15 protein-coding genes and 4 tRNA genes are annotated in these 18,905 nt (G+C 41.1%); 9 read left to right on the top strand and 10 right to left on the bottom strand.

Annotated features, from left to right (window positions below; genetic code table 11):
• Positions 1 to 310: 310 nt before the first annotated feature.
• Positions 311 to 384, bottom strand: a tRNA-Pro gene (locus IE080_RS18725).
• A 135-nt stretch (positions 385 to 519) separates the two neighbouring features.
• Positions 520 to 592: transfer RNA gene (locus tag IE080_RS18730), tRNA-Lys, on the bottom strand.
• Positions 593 to 815: 223 nt separating this feature from the next.
• On the opposite strand from IE080_RS18730, the gene IE080_RS18735 reads away from it, so the two are divergent.
• On the top strand, positions 816 to 1,433 hold the full coding sequence (locus IE080_RS18735) for an SH3 domain-containing protein (RefSeq protein ID WP_229800741.1): 618 nt from the start codon (positions 816 to 818) through the stop codon (positions 1,431 to 1,433).
• Here IE080_RS18735 and IE080_RS18740 read toward each other — a convergent pair.
• The gene (locus IE080_RS18740) at positions 1,428 to 2,084 is read right to left on the bottom strand and encodes a hypothetical protein (RefSeq protein ID WP_189586511.1); all 657 of its coding nucleotides are present in this window, start codon (positions 2,082 to 2,084) and stop codon (positions 1,428 to 1,430) included. The genes IE080_RS18735 and IE080_RS18740 overlap by 6 nt on opposite strands.
• A 127-nt stretch (positions 2,085 to 2,211) precedes the next feature.
• Positions 2,212 to 3,216, bottom strand: a complete 1,005-nt coding sequence (gene gap, locus IE080_RS18745; RefSeq protein ID WP_189586514.1) for a type I glyceraldehyde-3-phosphate dehydrogenase — start codon at positions 3,214 to 3,216, stop codon at positions 2,212 to 2,214.
• Positions 3,217 to 3,482: 266 nt separating this feature from the next.
• Here gap and IE080_RS18750 point away from each other — a divergent pair, with 266 nt between their 5' ends.
• Positions 3,483 to 4,358 (top strand): trypsin-like peptidase domain-containing protein, encoded by an 876-nt coding sequence (locus IE080_RS18750; RefSeq protein ID WP_189586516.1) that lies wholly within the window; start codon positions 3,483 to 3,485, stop codon positions 4,356 to 4,358.
• 81 nt (positions 4,359 to 4,439) lie between these two features.
• On the opposite strand, the gene IE080_RS18755 is transcribed toward IE080_RS18750, so the two are convergent.
• The 5 genes from IE080_RS18755 to IE080_RS18775 all read right to left on the bottom strand — a co-directional run bounded on the left by IE080_RS18755 (position 4,440) and on the right by IE080_RS18775 (position 9,329).
• Positions 4,440 to 6,659, bottom strand: coding sequence for an NADP-dependent isocitrate dehydrogenase (locus IE080_RS18755; RefSeq protein WP_189586519.1), 2,220 nt, complete (start codon positions 6,657 to 6,659; stop codon positions 4,440 to 4,442).
• 123 nt (positions 6,660 to 6,782) lie between these two features.
• The gene (locus IE080_RS18760) at positions 6,783 to 7,577 is read right to left on the bottom strand and encodes an amidohydrolase (protein ID WP_189586522.1); all 795 of its coding nucleotides are present in this window, start codon (positions 7,575 to 7,577) and stop codon (positions 6,783 to 6,785) included.
• Positions 7,578 to 7,603: 26 nt separating this feature from the next.
• Positions 7,604 to 8,158, bottom strand: coding sequence for a peptide deformylase (gene def / locus IE080_RS18765; protein WP_189586525.1), 555 nt, complete (start codon positions 8,156 to 8,158; stop codon positions 7,604 to 7,606).
• Positions 8,155 to 8,568, bottom strand: a complete 414-nt coding sequence (gene ruvX / locus IE080_RS18770) for a Holliday junction resolvase RuvX (protein WP_189586528.1) — start codon at positions 8,566 to 8,568, stop codon at positions 8,155 to 8,157. The genes def and ruvX overlap by 4 nt, the downstream gene beginning before the upstream one ends.
• Positions 8,568 to 9,329 (bottom strand): hemerythrin domain-containing protein, encoded by a 762-nt coding sequence (locus IE080_RS18775; protein WP_189586530.1) that lies wholly within the window; start codon positions 9,327 to 9,329, stop codon positions 8,568 to 8,570. The genes ruvX and IE080_RS18775 overlap by 1 nt, the downstream gene beginning before the upstream one ends.
• Positions 9,330 to 9,481: 152 nt before the next feature.
• Between IE080_RS18775 and IE080_RS18780 the strand changes: the two genes are divergently transcribed.
• Both IE080_RS18780 and IE080_RS18785 read left to right on the top strand, forming a co-directional pair.
• The gene (locus tag IE080_RS18780) at positions 9,482 to 11,113 is read left to right on the top strand and encodes a S41 family peptidase (protein WP_189586533.1); all 1,632 of its coding nucleotides are present in this window, start codon (positions 9,482 to 9,484) and stop codon (positions 11,111 to 11,113) included.
• Positions 11,114 to 11,230: 117 nt separating this feature from the next.
• Positions 11,231 to 11,677, top strand: a complete 447-nt coding sequence (locus IE080_RS18785; RefSeq protein ID WP_189586536.1) for a VOC family protein — start codon at positions 11,231 to 11,233, stop codon at positions 11,675 to 11,677.
• Positions 11,678 to 11,851: 174 nt separating this feature from the next.
• Here IE080_RS18785 and IE080_RS18790 read toward each other — a convergent pair whose 3' ends face one another.
• Positions 11,852 to 13,807: a M1 family metallopeptidase gene (locus tag IE080_RS18790; protein WP_189586539.1), complete on the bottom strand. Its 1,956-nt coding sequence runs from the start codon at positions 13,805 to 13,807 to the stop codon at positions 11,852 to 11,854.
• Positions 13,808 to 14,039: 232 nt separating this feature from the next.
• Between IE080_RS18790 and IE080_RS18795 the strand changes: the two genes are divergently transcribed.
• The 5 genes from IE080_RS18795 (at position 14,040) to IE080_RS18815 (ending at position 18,835) form a co-directional block, all read left to right on the top strand.
• Positions 14,040 to 15,293: a DcaP family trimeric outer membrane transporter gene (locus tag IE080_RS18795; protein ID WP_189586541.1), complete on the top strand. Its 1,254-nt coding sequence runs from the start codon at positions 14,040 to 14,042 to the stop codon at positions 15,291 to 15,293.
• A 3-nt stretch (positions 15,294 to 15,296) separates the two neighbouring features.
• The gene (glsA, locus tag IE080_RS18800) at positions 15,297 to 16,292 is read left to right on the top strand and encodes a glutaminase A (protein ID WP_189586544.1); all 996 of its coding nucleotides are present in this window, start codon (positions 15,297 to 15,299) and stop codon (positions 16,290 to 16,292) included.
• A 304-nt stretch (positions 16,293 to 16,596) separates the two neighbouring features.
• Positions 16,597 to 18,438 (top strand): TonB-dependent receptor plug domain-containing protein, encoded by a 1,842-nt coding sequence (locus IE080_RS18805; protein WP_189586546.1) that lies wholly within the window; start codon positions 16,597 to 16,599, stop codon positions 18,436 to 18,438.
• A gap of 134 nt (positions 18,439 to 18,572) precedes the next feature.
• Positions 18,573 to 18,647: transfer RNA gene (locus IE080_RS18810), tRNA-Val, on the top strand.
• Positions 18,648 to 18,757: 110 nt separating this feature from the next.
• A tRNA-Val gene (locus IE080_RS18815) sits at positions 18,758 to 18,835 on the top strand.
• The last annotated feature ends 70 nt before the right edge of the window (positions 18,836 to 18,905 follow it).

The raw sequence follows: 18,905 nt of genomic DNA on the forward strand, positions 1-18,905 counted from the left end.
CCCGAGTAGTCGGGATGCTCTGTCCAGTTGAGCTACAGGACCATTATTTCAATATTTGTGAACTCAAACCAGAAACCTTCCCGATAGATCGGGATGCTCTATCCAGTTGAGCTACATGACCATTACTTCAAACTTTGTGAACTCAAACCAGAAACCTTCCCGAGTAGTCGGGATGCTCTATCCAGTTGAGCTACATGACCATTACTTCAAACATTGCGAACTCAAAACAGAAACATTCCCGAATAGTCGGGATGCTCTATCAAGTTGACCTACAGGACCATTGTTTCAATTTTTCCCGAAGGAAAGTTTGTCGGGGTGGCAGGATTCGAACCTACGACCTCCACATCCCAAATGTGGCGCGATACCGGGCTACGCTACACCCCGAACTTTAATTATCAATACCTAATGTATTGAAGGTAATAAACCAGTGATCCCGCTGGGGCTTCCCGATTCGAACTTGCTACGCTGCATTCTCTCGGGATAAACTTCTCGCCCTAGACGATGAATCTTGTAAACCAGTGATCCCGCTGGGGCTCGAACCCAGGACCCTAACATTAAAAGTGTTATGCTCTACCAGCTGAGCTACGGAATCGGATGTCAATGTGCGCCTCAGACGTTTCAGAGACATTTTTAACAACTTTTGATTTGTTTTTTGTCAAATCATTGTCGTAATTGGACTGCAAAAATAAGAGCTCGATTTTAAAATGCAAAACATCCAACCAATCTTTCTCACAAAATTTATAATTATTTTATTCACTTTTCTTCAAAGCTTTAATTGTCAGGCAAATAAATTTTCACTTGAAAACGCAGATTCTTTGTTTGCCTCTAACAATTATCAAGAAGCTTTACTCATCTATGAACAGCTGCTCTTGGAAGAGGAAGCCTACACCCCTGCCATGCTGTTAAAAATGGCTTTTGTTGCTGAAGGTATGGGTGATTTCTCAAAAGCTTCCTTCTACCTTGCCAAATTTTATGACCTCAATCCAAATCCTCGCGTAATTACAAAAATCAAATCCTTGACTGAGCAATCTGAGTTATACGGATATGAACTTTCGGATTGGGACAGGTTCTTTGGCTTTGTCACAGACTTGAGAGTTGAACTCACCTCTACATTTGCTTTCTTATTACTCGTTTCCCTGATATTATTGGTAGTGTTTAAAGAGAAGGCAATCAAGCCAAAATACTACATCCCCTCCTTTGGCTTGATATTCTTGGTATTCTTATGCAATAACTTTTTATACCAACCCAAAACTGGAATCATAACAGGTAGTCCTACCTTGGTCATGGAAAAACCAACAGCAGCCAGTAAAATCATCTCTAAAGTAGATCCAGGTCATCGAGTGGTGATCAAATCAACCAAAGATATTTGGCACGAGGTAGAATGGAACAACAAGCGTGCCTACGTTAAAAAAGACCATATCACACGATTATAGGGCCTGCTGACCCAAGGCTTGCATCAGTGCGGAAATTACTCTTGGAGACATGTATAAGTCACGGAGCTTATCTTTATAGGCATCCGTGAATTTATCATGATCTAGAATGTAGTGTTTGTGAAATAGGATTTGAGGCCCTAAACCATAGGCGATGGCATAACTATCCGCTACAAGTTCTGCTTCAATGTATTTCTTTTTGGAAAACTTGTAACCAATTCCAAAAGCCACCATATTCAATGAACTGCGGTTGAGATAATCCATCACGTGCCCCAATTCATGTCCAATCCATCCCACGAGTGCTTCATGAGGAACTTGCTCAATGGGCATTTTAGAATCATCAAAAATCAAGGTTTCTGTAATCTTAATCCGGTACCTGCGCTCATTTTTTTTATCAAGAATTAAAGAAAGCACATTAGGTTGGGCCTGCATAACAGCGCCATTAATATTCTTAATCAATTGAAAGTCTATTTTCACATCCTCCAACTCTGGGAAATGAGAAAAAGCCTCCAAAACGGGCTTTTCTAACCTTTTGGGATACGTAATATTTTTATAACTGACAATGGAGTCCTGAAGAGATGTTTGATTAACGTTCACTTCCTCCTCTGGGCTAAAACCCAAAAACAAGAAGAAAACCAACAGTGATTGTAACATAGTGGGTGATAAATACTTTTGACTAGTATACAAAAAACTTTCACAAAAGTCAAAAAAAAGCTCAAAATGAACCTGTTAAATAAAAAAAGGAGGTCCATGGACCTCCTTTTACAGTGTATTTTGAAAATTATTTGTTGGCAATGTACACTAACAAGTCTACTACTTTGTTAGAATAGCCCCACTCATTATCATACCAAGACACTACTTTCACGAAAGTATCGCTTAATTGGATACCTGCTTCAGCATCAAAGATAGATGTTCTAGCATCACCATTGAAGTCAGTTGAAACCACTGCATCCTCTGTATAGCCTAAAACACCTTTCATGGATGTCTCAGACACCTCCTTCATTTTAGCGCAAATCTCGCTGTATTTAGCAGGGTTTTTCAAACGTACAGTCAAATCAACCACAGAAACGTTAGGAGTTGGCACTCGGAAAGCCATACCGGTCAATTTACCGTTCAACTCAGGGATAACTTTCCCTACTGCTTTAGCAGCACCTGTGGAAGAAGGAATGATGTTTTGACCTGCACCTCTACCACCTCTCCAGTCTTTAGAAGAAGGAGCATCTACCGTTTTTTGAGTAGCTGTAGTCGCGTGAACGGTCGTCATTAAGCCTTCTTCAATACCCCAATTATCATTCAATACTTTAGCAATTGGAGCCAAGCAGTTGGTCGTACAAGAAGCATTGGATACGAAAGTCATATCAGGCGTGTAGGAAGACTCATTAACACCCATTACAAACATAGGCGTGTCATCTTTGGAAGGTGCAGACATAATTACTTTTTTCGCACCTGCATCGATGTGTCCTTGGGCTGTTTCTTTGGTCAAGAAGATACCTGTAGACTCCACTACATAGTCAGCACCTACTTCGCCCCACTTCAAGTTTGCAGGACTCTTTTCAGCTGTTACTCTGATTTCTTTTCCATTAACGACCAACTTCCCATCTTTAACGGATACATCTCCGTCGAAAACTCCATGGGTAGAATCGTATTTCAACATATAGGCAATGTAGTCCACATCAATCAAGTCATTGATAGCAACTACTTCTACGTCGCTTCTTTTAGAGGCAGCTCTGAATACCAATCGTCCGATTCTTCCAAATCCATTGATACCGATTTTGATTTTGCTCATAATTTGTGTGTTTATTGTTTGTGTTGTGTAATGATTTTTAAAATTTGGTGTCCAAAAGACCTCATAGGGTGTGTTTAAACAAATTTCACAGCACTAAAATACCCAAAAAAAATCAGTCCCCCAAACCGAATAAGGTTTTGAGAATGAACATTTTAAACAAAAACCTATGTACAATCGATTGCGAGCCTACTCACATGAAAACAATTATTTGATTATCAGCACGATAATTTTTTGTGTATTTTAAGCGAAAATCTATAAATAAATCCATGTTTGTTGAAGCTATTCAAAAAGTAGCGGGATTTACCCGCGCCATACACACCATCAGCCGCACTTATGCCTCCAATCAGGTTATCCCTGGAGCTGCTACCCTATTTTTTGTTAATGAATTGGGAGTGGCCATCACCTGCAAGCATGTTATTCAATGGCTGGCACAGGGGCGCACGCTCCAAAGTAGGTACCAAGAGTTTGCTGCGAAAAAAAGAGTAACCAAACACCCAAAGAAAATCAAAGAGCTTGAAGTAGCCTATAGATTTAAAGAACATAGTATCATCCAAATGAAAACCACCTTTGTGGACTGTGTAGACCGTATGTCAGGATATACTTGGCACCTTCACCCTACCTACGATTTGGCCATTTTAAAGTTTAATGATATCGGTCGTACCTTGTATCAAGGTCATGCAGTATTTGGAAAAAGTGGCCAAGAGATCAACCAAGGAAGTTACCTCTGTCGATTGGGCTTTCCTTTTCCTGAGTTTACTAACTACACCTTTTCAGAAGCGCAGGATGATATCGTATGGACAGCAGAAGGTACGAAAGCCTCCCCTCGCTTCCCTATCGAAGGCATGCTGACGCGGTTTGTGGCTGACAAAAATGGCGTGAAGTATGGCATAGAAATGAGTACTCCTGGGCTGAGAGGACAAAGCGGTGGCCCTTTGTTCGGCACTAATGGACTTATTTATGGCATGCAAAGCAGGACCAAACACTTGCATTTAGGATTTGACATAGAAGAAAAGCAAATCATGAGCAATGGGAAATTGAAAAATGTGAGCGATTATTCCTTTATCCACTTAGGTGAATGTATTCATATGGACATCATCAAGGATTTTCTGAAAATGCACCAAATCAAATTTTACGAAGCTTAATAAGGACAACAAACAAAAACTCCTTGAAGAAGGCACAAGCCAATTTCAAGGAGTTTCTTTATCCTAACAGCTTATCTAAGCTTATACCAAAGCAGCTAAAATTGAGTTAAATGTCGCGCTTGGCCTCATGATAGCAGAAGTTTTGGCAGCATCAGGCTGATAATATCCACCTATGTCTACTTTGACGCCCTGCACTTCATTGAGTTCTTGTACAATTTTCGCCTCTTGTGCAGCCAAATCAGCAGCAATCGGAGCGAATTTTGCTTTCAGCCCGGCATCTTTGGACTGTGCAGCCATAGCTTCAGCCCAGTACATGGCCAAGTAGAAATGAGAGCCTCTATTATCCAATTCTTTCGCTTTTCTGGATGGTGATTTATCCTCTTGCAAAAACTTGCCCGTAGCAGCATCCAAGGTCTCCGCCAACACTTGTGCTCGCTCATTGCCAAACACTGTTGCCAAATGCTCCAAGGAAACAGCCAATGCCAAGAATTCTCCTAAAGAATCCCAACGCAAATGGTTTTCATCAAGCAGTTGCTCTACGTGCTTAGGAGCAGAACCACCCGCACCTGTTTCAAATAATCCTCCACCATTCATCAATGGCACAATGGAAAGCATTTTGGCGCTGGTACCCAATTCCAAGATCGGGAACAAATCTGTCAAGTAATCTCTCAAGACATTCCCTGTTACAGAAATGGTATCTTTTCCTGCCTTAATTCTTTCCAAAGAGAAACGCGTCGCCTCAATTGGTGAAAGGATATGAATTTCCAATCCAGCGGTATCATAGCCTTTCAAATAGCTTTCCACCTTTGCAATCAATTCTCTGTCATGGGCACGGTTTTTATCCAACCAGAATACCGCAGGGGTCTGTGTAGCTCTGGCACGGTTTACCGCTAATTTTACCCAATCCTGAATTGGTGCATCCTTAGTTTGGCACATTCTCCAAATATCTCCTGCCTCAACGGCATGAGACATCAAGGTTTCACCCGCTGCATTTTTCACCACTACAGTACCAGCAAACGGGATTTCAAAGGTCTTATCGTGGGAACCATACTCCTCTGCTTTTTGGGCCATCAAACCGACATTAGGCACTGAGCCCATGGTAGCTGGATCAAATGCACCGTTCTTTTTACAGAAGTCAATGGTTTCTTGATACACGCCGGCATAGGAACGATCAGGTATAACGGCCTTAGTATCTTGCTGCTTTCCTTCCTTATTCCACATTTGACCAGATGTACGGATCATGGCAGGCATGGATGCATCGATGATGACATCACTAGGCACGTGTAGATTGGTGATTCCTTTATCGGAATTGACCATTGCCAAATCAGGGGAATCAGTCAGACATGCTTCAATAGCAGCTTCCACCGCAGCACGCTCATCAGCAGGAAGTGTAGCAATCTTAGCTACTAAATCCCCAAAACCGTTATTGACATCTACTCCTAATTTTTTGAAGGTATCGCCAAATTGCTCGAATACTGGAGCAAAAAACACTTTGACTGCATGACCAAAGATGATTGGATCAGATACCTTCATCATAGTTGCCTTCATGTGTAGTGAAAACAACACTCCCTGTCTTTTGGCATCTTCTTTTTGCTCGGCTAAAAATGCATTCAACTTGGAAACACTCAATACAGCCGCATCAATCACCTCAGCAGCCTGTACTTTCAAGCCCTCTTTCAGCACCTTGCGACTACCATCAGCACCCTGCAATTCAATAGTGATTGTATCTGCCGCTGGCATGGTAACTGATTGCTCAGAACCATAAAAATCACCTTCGGTCATAGATGCCACATGAGTTTTGGACTCAGATGACCACTTACCCATGCTGTGAGGGTTATTTTTAGCATATTGTTTTACCGCTAAAGGAGCTCTTCTATCCGAGTTACCCTCTCTCAAAACTGGGTTTACTGCACTTCCTTTGATTTTATCATAACGTGCTTTGATCCCCTTTTCCTCTTCTGTTTGAGGGTCATCCGGATAATCCGGCAATGCATAGCCTTTGGATTGCAATTCTTTAATTGCTGCCTTTAACTGAGGAATGGAAGCTGATATGTTAGGGAGCTTGATAATATTAGCCTCCGCAGTTTTTGCCAATTCCCCTAACTCTGCCAAATCATCGTTGATTTGCTGATCATCCTTCAAAAATTCCGGAAACTGGGAAATGATTCTTCCTGCAAGAGAGATATCACGGGTTTCAACAGTAATCCCTGCAGAATCCGTAAATGCTTTTACAATGGGTAAAAATGAATAGGTTGCCAGTGCTGGTGCTTCATCCGTAAGCGTATAAAGAATTTTTGCCACGTTCGTTGTCTTTAGTTAATGGTTCTTGTTTGGATTGATTAAACTGAAAGATAAACTCATTTTACTATTGTAAAATTCCTTTACCTTTAAAAATCGGGCTAAAATAAGTAAAATATCCCAGTATCAGGGAATGATGAATGAATCTGAGTCCATCCATGCGGGAAATTTGGCCCTAAATTCCATCAATGGTGCGTATTGAATGGTACAATACAGGATACATTCCTCATCTTCATTGAATACCAATTGATTTCCTTTGAAGTCATACACGGCACTATGTCCAGAATAAGGAATCGCATTTCCATCCTGCCCTACCCGATTCACACCTAAGGAATAGCTTAGATTCTCCACCGCACGTGCTTGCAATAAAATATCCCAGGCAGAAATTCTAGGCTTTGGCCAACTCGCTACAAATAGAATTAAATCATAGGCCAAGGCTTCGTCTTCAGTCGTATTTCTGGACCAAACAGGAAAGCGTAAATCGTAGCAGATTTGGGGAAGAATTTTCCAACCTTTGTAATGGATAATCTGATTACTTTTCCCTGCTGCATAGTGTTGATCTTCGTCCGCCATTCGAAACAAATGACGCTTATCGTAGGTCTGAATTTGACCGGAAGGTTCCACCCACAAAAAGCGATTGTAGTAGTTCCCGTCATCTTTGATTACAATGGATCCACAAATAACAGCTTTCGTCTGCGCCGCCAATTGTTTCATCCATTTAGTGGTATTCAGATTCATAGGCTCGGCTACTTCAATAGCATCCATGGTAAAGCCAGTGCTGAACATTTCAGGCAATACGATGATATCAACTCCTGCCTCGATATTGAAGACCTTTTCTTCCAGCATGGCCAAATTAGCCGTTTTATCTTTCCAAAAAAGGTTTGTCTGCACCAATGCAAGTTTCAAATCCGAGGTATTCATAGCAAGAAAAAAAGAATTAAGGAGTTTTATTTCAGGGGATAAATCATGCGGTAATCTGTGGAAATTTTCCCCTTACTGACATCGATCAATTTACTTTGAATTAAGCGCTTTTTCAATCCTTTGAGGTAATCTACAAAAAGAATCCCCTCCAAATGATCATATTCATGTTGGATAACGCGTGCTGTCATCCCAGAAAACTCCTCCTCCTTTAGATTCCAGTTTTCGTCGTAATATTCGATTGTAAGTTTTTCGGGACGGATAATTTCCGCACGTACATCAGGTATACTTAGACATCCTTCCTCAAAACCATAATTATCTCCGTATTCATCCAAAATAATAGGATTGATAAATACGCGACGGATGCCTTTTTCTTCATCTTCCTCATCCAACATTAAGGTGCTATCAATCACAAATAGACGAATACCTTTGTTTATCTGCGGAGCGGCAAGGCCCACACCGTTGGCATGGTCCATGGTGCTATACATGTCTTTGATCAATTCGGAAAGGTTTTCTCCTTCACGAATCTCTTCTGCTTCTTTTTTTAATATCGGATTGCCGTACGCAACGATTGGGTAAATCATAAGCGGTCTAAATATGTCTGTAATATGATGGCTGCACTCATTTTATCTAAGTTGCCAGCCTTTTCTTTTCTGTCTTTTTTCTTAGTTCCCATGGCGATCATGGATTGCATGGCCATTTTGGAGGTAAATCGTTCATCCACAAAGGTGGTTGGCATCTCAGGAAAAACCTTAGCTAAGCGTTTTTTCAAGGCCTCAACCAGCGGTGTCATTTGATTGGGAGTACCATCCAAGGATTTGGGATATCCTATAACCACTAACTCAACGGACTCTTTGGAGAAATAATTCCTGAGATAATCTTCCAAGGTATGCGTTGGGATGGTTTCTAAAGGATTCGAAATGATTTTCAAAGGATCTGTCACCGCCAAACCCGTACGCTTCGTCCCTAAGTCAATTGCTAAAATTCTGCCCATCAGTTGCTGATTATTTTTTTTCGCAGCCTTCTGACCACTTCCCGCTCCAACTCGATTGCTTTCGGGAAAAGTAGCGTATCCTCGATCGTTGCATGAACTTGTAGCTCCTTTTCAAAAACCTGGAGCTCATGGTACAACACTTTGATCGCAGTAGGCGCCTCCACTTCAAGCTGATAATCTTTGGTCAGCTGACGGATTCCGATCATCTCATCATCATGGGCTTCATGCTGATCAGATAGATTGGCTATGGGTTTATTTTCAAGGATTTTCAATGCATCAGGGAGTCTGTACAAGTCAGCCTCGATTTCCTGCAACAACTTAATGCGGTTGAAAAGGGTGGTTTCCTCTTCATGAATATGGTGAATAAAATCCTCCACAAACATGGGGAACAGCATTTTCAAATCAGCTAAAATCCCAGCATAATGCCCTTCGACCTTTATACCTCCAATCATGTTAGAGAGAAATGGCAATTCTTGACGCACAAAGAAATAATGCTTCCGCTTCAGGTAGGCCATCAACACCTCAATGGGCTTGAGGTACAATTCCTCATGACTCGGTTCTTTTTGCAAAGCCCAATGCTCGAGCTCTGCGATCAGTTGCCTAGGATTGATTTTAAATTTCTGACAAACTTCATCCAACGAATTGTGCTCATACAAGAAAAAATCTATCCCGAAGTAGTGAAGCACTGCTGCAAAAACATAGTTTTCTTCCACCAATTCTTTGATGGGCTTATGATGACTATTGGATTTGGACTCAGACATGAGGCAAAATTACTTTATTTTAGATAAATTAAGTGAAAGTCTTCGCCAAAAATCAAAATATCTCGTTAATCTAAACGAATTACCACAATTCTCAGTTAAATTGTATATTTGATAGCTATTCAACAGTCCCAAAATTTAAATTATCGATAGGCGTGAGTGAAATAAAGAACAGTAAACAGCAAATTCGGCTTCCAATTATATTGGCTTTGGGGATTTCTGCGGGGATTTGGATTGGAGCCACATTTGCCGAGCCAAAAAGTGACAGAAATGATTTGAGAGCAGCCATCTACAAGCTGCAGGAAATCATTACATACATCAATCGTGACTATGTGGATAGTGTCAATACCAATGAATTGGTAGAGTATGGTATTCAGCGTATGCTAGAGAAATTGGATCCACACTCATCTTACATTCCTGCAAGAGATGCTACATTGGCCAAATCCCAACTCGATGGAGAGTTTGATGGTATTGGCGTAGAGTTTGGAATCGTGAGAGACACCATTTATGTTGTAGCTCCCCTTACTGGAGGTCCTTCCGAGAAATTGGGAATTCAGTCAGGTGACCAAATCATCACGGTGGATGGAAAGACAGTTGCCGGAACAGGTATTACCAATAGAGATGTATTTGACCTGTTAAGAGGACCTAGAGGTAGTACTGTTAACATTGAGGTGAAAAGAAAAAATCAAGCTTCGTTGATGCCATTTGAAATCAAACGAGACAAAATTCCTCAATACAGCATCAATGCCTCTTACATGGTAGACAATGAAATTGGCTATATAAAAGTTACCCGCTTTGCGGCAACTACATACGAGGAGTTCAAGAAATCACTCAGCGAGTTGAAAGAACAAGGAATGACCAAATTGATCTTGGATCTACAAAGCAATCCAGGTGGCTATATGACTGCTGCTATCAATATGGTGGACGAATTGCTTGGAGACAATGCCCTCATCGTATCCCAAAAAGGTAAAACTTCGCGATTCAATAATAAAGCCTATGCAGTCAGACCGGGGATGTTTGAGGACGGTTCTGTCATCGTATTGATCAATGAAGGAAGTGCATCTGCTTCAGAGATTGTGGCAGGAGCTATTCAAGACAATGACCGTGGATTGGTCGTAGGAAGAAGATCGTTTGGAAAAGGCCTCGTACAGTTGCCATTGGATTTGTCAGATGGTGCAGAATTAAGGCTAACCATTGCGAGATACTATACACCATCAGGCAGGTCTATCCAAAAACCTTATGGTGAAAATGAAGACTATTCGGCGGATTGGTCTAACCGCTTGATGCATGGAGAGTTTTTCTCAGCAGATAGTGTCAAATTCAGTGACAGCTTGAAATACGAGACAGTCTCCGGAAGAACGGTGTATGGAGGAGGAGGAATCATGCCTGACTTCTTTGTCCCTTTGGATACTACAATGGCAAGTTCTTACGTCAACAGACTCTTCAATTCAGATTCAGCTAGAGAATTTATCTTGGATTATGCTGACAATAACAAGAAGAAATTTGAAGGTATGAGCTTTCAAGACTACTATAACAAATTCACTGTCACAGATGAGATGCTCCAAAACCTTATCAAAGTTGGCGAGCGCAACAAGGTGAAATTCGATGAAAAAGACTTCAAAAAATCAAAAGAGTACCTTCGTATTTTGATCAAAGCGCACATGAGTCGCAATATCTATGATGACAATGCGTTTTACAGGGTAATTAATGATATTAACGAAATTTACTTACAGGCCATCAACTTATTTGATGAGGCTGAAAAATTAGCATTGAATCCAAAAAAATAACATGAGCTGTTTCTGACTAAGGCCAGGTTTTCAAAAGCCTGGCTTTTTTTATGGGAAAAAACTCGCAAATTTTGACAGATTATACTTTTTAGGGTAATTTTAAAAAAACCCAATGCCATGAAGTATTTATTCAGTATTTTAATCTTTAGCTCCTTACTGATTGCCAGCCCCATGAACGCTCGAGCCCAAGCAAAAATTACCCATATAGCCGTTTATGTAGAAGATATAACCCGTAGCACTGCCTTTTACACCAGTGTTTTCGGTTTTCCAAAATTGGATGAACCATTTAAAGATGGCTTACACGATTGGTTGGACATAGGCAATAACCTGAGTATGCATATCATCCAAGCTCCCTGGGAACCGGTTACCATCAACAAACACAATCACATTTGTTTCAGTGTCCCTGACATGGATGCCTTTATCGAAAATCTCAAAAAATTGAATATCCCTTTCGAAGATTGGCCTGGGAATCCAAATACGATCACCACTAGACCAGATGGCATCCGTCAAATCTACATCCGGGATCCAGATGGGTATTGGTTAGAGGTGAATGATGAGTTTTGAGGGCTGGCAAAGTTACGCGAAGGTAGACACTAGAACATCATGGTGAAAAATGATAAGCTCCCAAGGTTTTGAAATTGAAAAGAATCAACTTTCTGCGATAAATCCAAAAAGTATTGTCACGCCGTGAAAACAAAAAAAGCCTTGGTGGGATTACCAAGGCTTTTGAATAAATTCTTATTTGTAAAGGGTGGAAGGCCATTTGTCATTGCCTGAGTTGATATCTGTAATCACTTTGTCCGGGTCAATTTCAACCCCAACAACTTTCTTATCTACTCTCAGTAAGTGGCTCCATTGATTGCCTTTGAACCAAATCTCCACAGGGAGCATTCTTCGTTCTTTTTCTCCATCTTCATACGTGATTTCCAATAATACCGGCATAGGCATTTCTCCTCTATTGGAAAGATTTACAACATAATTAGCCCCATAAGGAAATACCCCATCAATAGCTAAATCAATGTTGGCATTGCTATAGAACCAACCCTTCCAAAACCAATCCAAATTCTCTCCCGAAACATTTTCCATGTGGTTAAAGAAGTCTGTTGGCTGCGGATGTTTGTATGCCCAGGTTTTGATATAGGATCTGAACGCTCTATCGAAAGTATCCGGACCTAATACATACTCTCTCAACATCATCAAACCCAAGGCAGGTTTCCAATAAGCTACCATTCCCAAATTATTGGACTGTGTGCGGTCAGGATGCGTAGCGGTTGGTTCTCGGTCTTTATTGGTCATCCAACCAATATATCTTCTGGTCTGTTTCAGGTTATTGGTATATTCACCATCGTTGAAGGCCAAATAACTGTAATAGTTGATAAAAGTATTGAACCCTTCGTCCATCCAAGCATGTCGGCGCTCATTGGAACCTACAATCATCGGGAACCAGTTGTGGCCAAACTCATGATCAGTTACACCCCATAAAGACTCTCCTTTAGATTTCCAGCTACAAAAGTTTAAACCAGGATACTCCATCCCTCCTACTTCTGCGGCTACATTGACTGCTACTGGATACGGATATTCATACCACATTTCGGAATAGTGCTCAACAGAAGCTTTGCTGTATTCGGTGGATCTTCCCCAAGCCTCATAGCCATCACTTTCTACAGGGTAAACCGATTGGGCCATGGCTGTTTTACCTGAAGGCAAATTAATCCTTGCTGCATCCCAAATAAAAGCTTTGGAAGAAGCAAAGGCCACATCACGGGTATTGTTCATTTTAAAATGCCAGGTGAGTGTACCACTTTGAGCAGGTCTAGTCTTGGCATAATCAGTAACTTCATCGGGAGAAATTAAGTAAACTCTTTCATCACTTGCGGCTGCCTGCTTCAACCTATCCTGAATTAACTTTGGCAACACTTGGTTAGGATTCATCAATTCCCCAGATGCCACCACAATATGATCATAAGGCACAGTGACTTTATAGTCAAAATCCCCATAGCCCAAGTAAAACTCTCCTGCTCCAAGGTATGGATCGGTATTCCATCCTGTAACATCATCAAACACCGCAACCTTAGGGTACCATTGAGCCAAGGCAAAAATTTCACCATTTTTAGTATTTACCCGACCCATGCGATCCATGCCTTTTTCAGGGATTTTGTAAGTAAAATCCATCGAAATAGTCGCCTGACCCCCATTGGCAGGGATGGGCTCAGCAAAATACACCTGCATACGGGTATCTGAAATATAATGTTCACTGGAAACAGCCCTATTTTTACCTACAACTTGAGCTTTCACATTGGTAATTGTGTTACCGCCGTCCAAATCTCCATTGTAGCGATTTCCTTGAACGGGTGTTGTCAAGGTCCCACGTGAATCGGGAGTAAATCTATTTTGCTCTAAATACAACCACACAAAGTCTAATGACTCTGGGGAATTGTTTTTGTAGGTAATCACCACGTTCCCTGTAATGGTTTGCTCATCTTCATCCAAGGTTACATTCATGACATAATCGGCTCCATTTTGCCAATAAGAAGGTCCGGGTTTGCCGGAGGCTGTACGGTAAGCTGTTCCCTGACGGTAGCCAAATTCGGTAAAAGCATCATCTCCATTATCCTGAACCTGCTGTGCAAACAGTGGGCTCGTGGCAGAGCTGATGAAAAATAGGACGATGATCCCTATCCAAGTATTTTTCATAATTATTTAAGTTGATTTAAATCTTTTTTCGATGAAATAATAGTACAGACACAAAAATACAGGAAAGTGTAAGGAGATAAAGTTCTTGATGTTAATTTCTCCAAAATCATGCAAAAGAGATGAAAATTAGATTTCAGAAAATAGATCAATAAATTAAAAACAAAAACTAATCGGTTAAGTTCTTGAATAGATTTTATATTCATTTGATGTCCCGTGTTAACTTTATCTCGAGATGAACTATTCTTTCAAGCACGCTTTTCTCCTTGTAATATGTGCATTATCCTTATTCTCAGCCAAGGCACAAAACAAAAACCCCATCGATATTGAATTTACGGGAATGTTTTGGTTGATAACCACTTACAACTTTCAATCTTCAGATCCCAATTGGGCGGAAATGTTGAGACCTACACGTATCTTGGACGATCAAGGGAGACCTTTTGCCGACAACGGTTCTTTCGGCATCAGTGTTAGACCATCCCGAGTTGGTTTTAATACCAGGCAATCTACGTCTAAAGGTGATTTAGTCACACGATTTGAATTAGATTTGGTTGGTGGGGGAAGCAATGTGGGAGAAACATTTTTCCGCGTTTTCAATGCCTATGCAGAATGGAATAGATGGACCTTTGGAAAGCGAAACTCTGTTTTCATGGATGGCAGTGTTGTCCCCAATACGGTAGAGTTTTTCGGACCTAATGGGATGGTACTTCTTCGAAATATTCAGATCAGCTATAAGCTTATAGATTCGCCCAAAAATCAGGTGCAAATCGGTATCGAAAACCCTTCTGCTTCTTCTGACTTAGGTCCTTTTCGTGAAGACTTTACATTCCGAGAAAAACTTTCTGACATTGTCTTCACTAACAAACTCCCCGCCTTTACTTTCCATTACCGAAGAAATTTCGAAAAAGGACATCTCCAAGCCAGTTGGGTAAGCAAATACATTTCTTGGTATGATCGAGGCAGAACCCCGGATGCAGACTTTTCAGGAGATGCATGGGGGCATGGCACCAATATTTCAGGAAGCATCAACCCTACCCGTAACATCCGCCTGTTGGGCTCTTTTGTTACTGGAAGAGGAATTCAAAACTTTCTCAACGATGGTACAGCAGACGTTGGGGTAAGGGCTAACCCCGCAAACCTAGTCACTCCTGTCAATGGAGCCCCGATCCCCTTTTATTCAGTCATGGCTGCAAGTGAAATTCGTCTAACAGAAACCCTCAGTTCAACAGTTGCTTTCTCAAGAGTGGTAAATGACACTTTTGACTCCCAATTAAGTACATCTTTTCAGAGCGGAAGTTATTTGACGGTGGGTTTGATACACAAGCCTTTACCTGGAATATCCTTTGGTCTTGAATACCAATATGCTAACCGACAAAATGCAAATTTTGTGGGGGCACCTGATCTTGAACTCCCTGCAGCTCAGGGAAACTTCTTCGCAATCAACAAAATTCAAGCAAACTTTGTCTACAGATTTTCCAAAACCAATTAAGCGATGAAACTACAAAAATCAGTTCTAGTAATACTTTTTTGGGCAATTAGCATTACCTCTATTGCTCAAACAAAACAAGAAATCCAACAGACAGTCGAGCAAGCCTATCTGGAATTTAAAGATGTTCAGGAAGGTAAAAATGCCGATTACATCAAAGAATTGGCAAGGGTTGATCCTTCGATTTTCGGAATAGTGGTAGTTGATGTAGAGGGGAATACTTATTCTGCTGGGGATAATTTCTCTAAAGTTTCTATTCAAAGTGTTTCCAAAGCCTTTGTTCTTTCCCTTGTCTTGGAAGAGTCAGGACCAATCGTCATCAAAGAAAAAGTGGGAGCAAATGCCACTGGTTTCCCCTTCAACTCCATAATCGCCATGGAAATCAATCGCGAATCAGGGATCAATTCCATGGTTAATGCAGGAGCTATTGCAACCACAAGTCTCGTAAGTGGCAATACGGCTGAGGAAAAATGGGAAGCTATCGTCAATAAATTGTCAGATTTTGCTGGTAGACGCTTGGAAGTGGACGAAGCAGTTTACATCAGTGAAGCTGGGGACAACCAACGAAATGTAGCCCAAGCCCAACTCTTGAAAGCATACGACAAAATCTATTTTGATGCAGACCAATCGGTAGATATTTACACGAGACAATGTGCCCTCAGTGTAAATGCTCGTGATCTTGCTACTATGGCCGCGACTTTAGCAAGTGGTGGCAATAATCCAATCACCAACAAGCGAGTCGTTTCCCCTGATGCTGTATCCTATACTTTACCGGTAATGGCTACGGCTGGACTTTATGAAAATTCAGGAAAATGGCTATATCAAACTGGCTTACCTGCCAAGAGTGGTGTAGGAGGAGCATTGATCGCTGTAGTGCCAGGAAAGTTTGGCATAGCAGTCGTAGCTCCCCCTCTCGATGAAGCAGGTAATTCGGTAAAGGGTCAATTGGCAATCAATTACATCGTTGAAAAATTAAAGTTGAACCCCTATTTAGTAGAATAATCAAGCTGCGCATATTTCAATAGATGATTATCCACTTTCACTCCTAAAGCTCAGCAAATAAATCTATTCAATAGGTCTGTAGGCTTCCGTTAAAAACGGTGATCGATTGTCTATAATCATCGATATACTACTCTGGCTGTAATGTGATTAGCAGGCATGTGAACATATATTATATTGCATACTAAATCTTCAACCGATAGAAACAAAAGCTTCTATCGGTTTTTTTATTTCATTTCATAGAAAGTTTCGATTTGCTATTCCATGATATTCATCAGTAATTTGTTTCTTCAAATGATCTCTAGTTATGAATAAAATCATGATTTTTGTCTTTTTCTTTTCACTCCAAGCAAGTTTTGCTCAGGAAAAAGACAGCATTACGGTGGGTCTGGATGAAATCATCATCAAAGAAAACCGAATCGAAATTCCCTTCAACAAAACTTCTCGTAACATTTCTGTCATTACAAGAAAGGCAATAGAAACTACTCCCGCTAGAAGTATTCAAGAGGTATTGGCATTTACCCCTGGGGTGGATGTGCGCCAAAGAGGTGTAAGTGGTGTACAAGCTAATATCGGCATCCGAGGAGGAAGCTTCGAGCAAACACTGATGCTTCTTAATGGAATCAAGCTAACAGACCCTCAGACGAATAATCACATGATGAATATCCCTGTTCCATTTCAGTCTATTCAACGCATTGAAGTCTTGAAAGGACCTGGTTCGCGAGTTTTTGGTCAAAATGCCTTTGCAGGAGCAGTAAATATTGTAACGGAACTACCAGAATCCACCAGTTTGAATATCCAAGGTTTCGGCGGAGACTTTGGTATGCGGGGTGGTCACATTATTTCTTCGTTGCCTGTAGGAAAATACAGACAGACATTATCGGTTTCCCACGACGCATCCGATGGACATTGGTACAACTCTGATTTCAAGGTTACTAACTTTTTTTACGAGTCAGGTATAGAATTAAATGAACACCACGAGCTTAACCTTATGGCAGGCTGGAGTGACCGAACATTTGGAGCAAACGGGTTTTATACCAACGCCTTCCCTGACCAATGGGAAAGTTTGCAGACTTCCTTGGCAGCACTGAGTCATACCTACCGAAAGTCTAACCTTTATGTTCAGACAAGAGCTTATTGGAGAAGAAACATTGATGAATTCAGACTTCGTAGAAATGAGCCTGCATTCTTTACCAACAACCACGTCTCGGATGTGCATGCATTGGAAGTGAATGCAACCTACACGTCTAATCTAGGCACGACCGGGTTTGGTATTGAAGGCCGAGATGAGCGAATTGACAGCAATAATTTAGGACTGCGTGACCGTCAATTCTTAGGTGTATTTGCTGAACATAGAATAGAATTTTGGAAAAAGTTTGATGCCCGGGCAGGTATTTACTCCAATCTGTACGATGAGTTTGGCTGGAGACATTTCCCGGGTGCTGAACTCGGCTACCAAATCAATCAAAGTTCTAGAGTTTACACAAACTTAGGGGCCAGTTTCCGTATTCCTTCCTTTACAGAACTCTATTACCAAGACCCCAGCAATTTTAGCAATCCTGACTTAATGCCGGAGGAAGCTTGGAATTATGAAGTGGGCTGGAAATTGGATAGAAAGCGTACACGTGCAGAAGTTGTTTATTTTTATCGAAATACAAATAACCTGATCGACTATATTCGTGACCCCAGCACCGTACAGCCCAACCCCAATCGCTGGACACCACAAAACGTAAGTCAGGTTACTTTCCAAGGCATCGAAACCTCCATCCAATACCTGATCAATTTCGGGAGTTCGCAGGCCAAGTTGCGAGAAGTAAACTTGAGCTACAATTACATCGATGCCAATCTCGTGCAGGCGGAAGGAGTAGAATCGAGAAATGCCTTGACTGCTTTGCGTCATCAGGTCATCGGAGGCTTGCAGGCTGAATTTGTTCAAAAAATTGAGTTGACCGTCAAAGGCCGATACATCGAACGCTTTGCTTTGGACCCTTACTTCCTATTGGATGCCAGAATGGACTACAACCGTCTCAAAAAGCTTGGATTCTTTGTGGAAGTATCCAATATCAGCAATTCGAATTATGTAGAAGCTGGCTTTGTGCAGATGCCAGGAAGATGTGCGAAGGCTGGGTTTTCATTTAGGATAAATTGATGATTTAAAATTTTGTTACTCAAAATCAAAAGCTTAATCAAACTATTTAAAAATATCAATACATTTTTTGGGGAGAAAAAATTTTAATTATACATTTGCACTCCCTTCTGATAGAGAACGGGAATTATTAAATTGGAAGTTTAGCTCAGCTGGTTCAGAGCATCTGCCTTACAAGCAGAGGGTCGGGGGTTCGAATCCCTCAACTTCCACTTTCAAGATGAAAATTATTTCTCTGGAAGTTTAGCCCGATAGTTTTCGGGACGGTTAATAGATCACGAACAGTTATCGGAAGTATTAACTTTAAAAATTTTAATTTAATGGAAGTTTAGCTCAGCTGGTTCAGAGCATCTGCCTTACAAGCAGAGGGTCGGGGGTTCGAATCCCTCAACTTCCACCAAAGCCTCACAAAGAGGCTTTTTTTGTTTGATGACATGCTACTTTTACATATTGCATTCCCAGATCTTAGA

This window comes from Mongoliitalea lutea, assembly GCF_014652135.1.
GTDB classification, from domain to species: Bacteria; Bacteroidota; Bacteroidia; order Cytophagales; family Cyclobacteriaceae; genus Mongoliitalea; species Mongoliitalea lutea.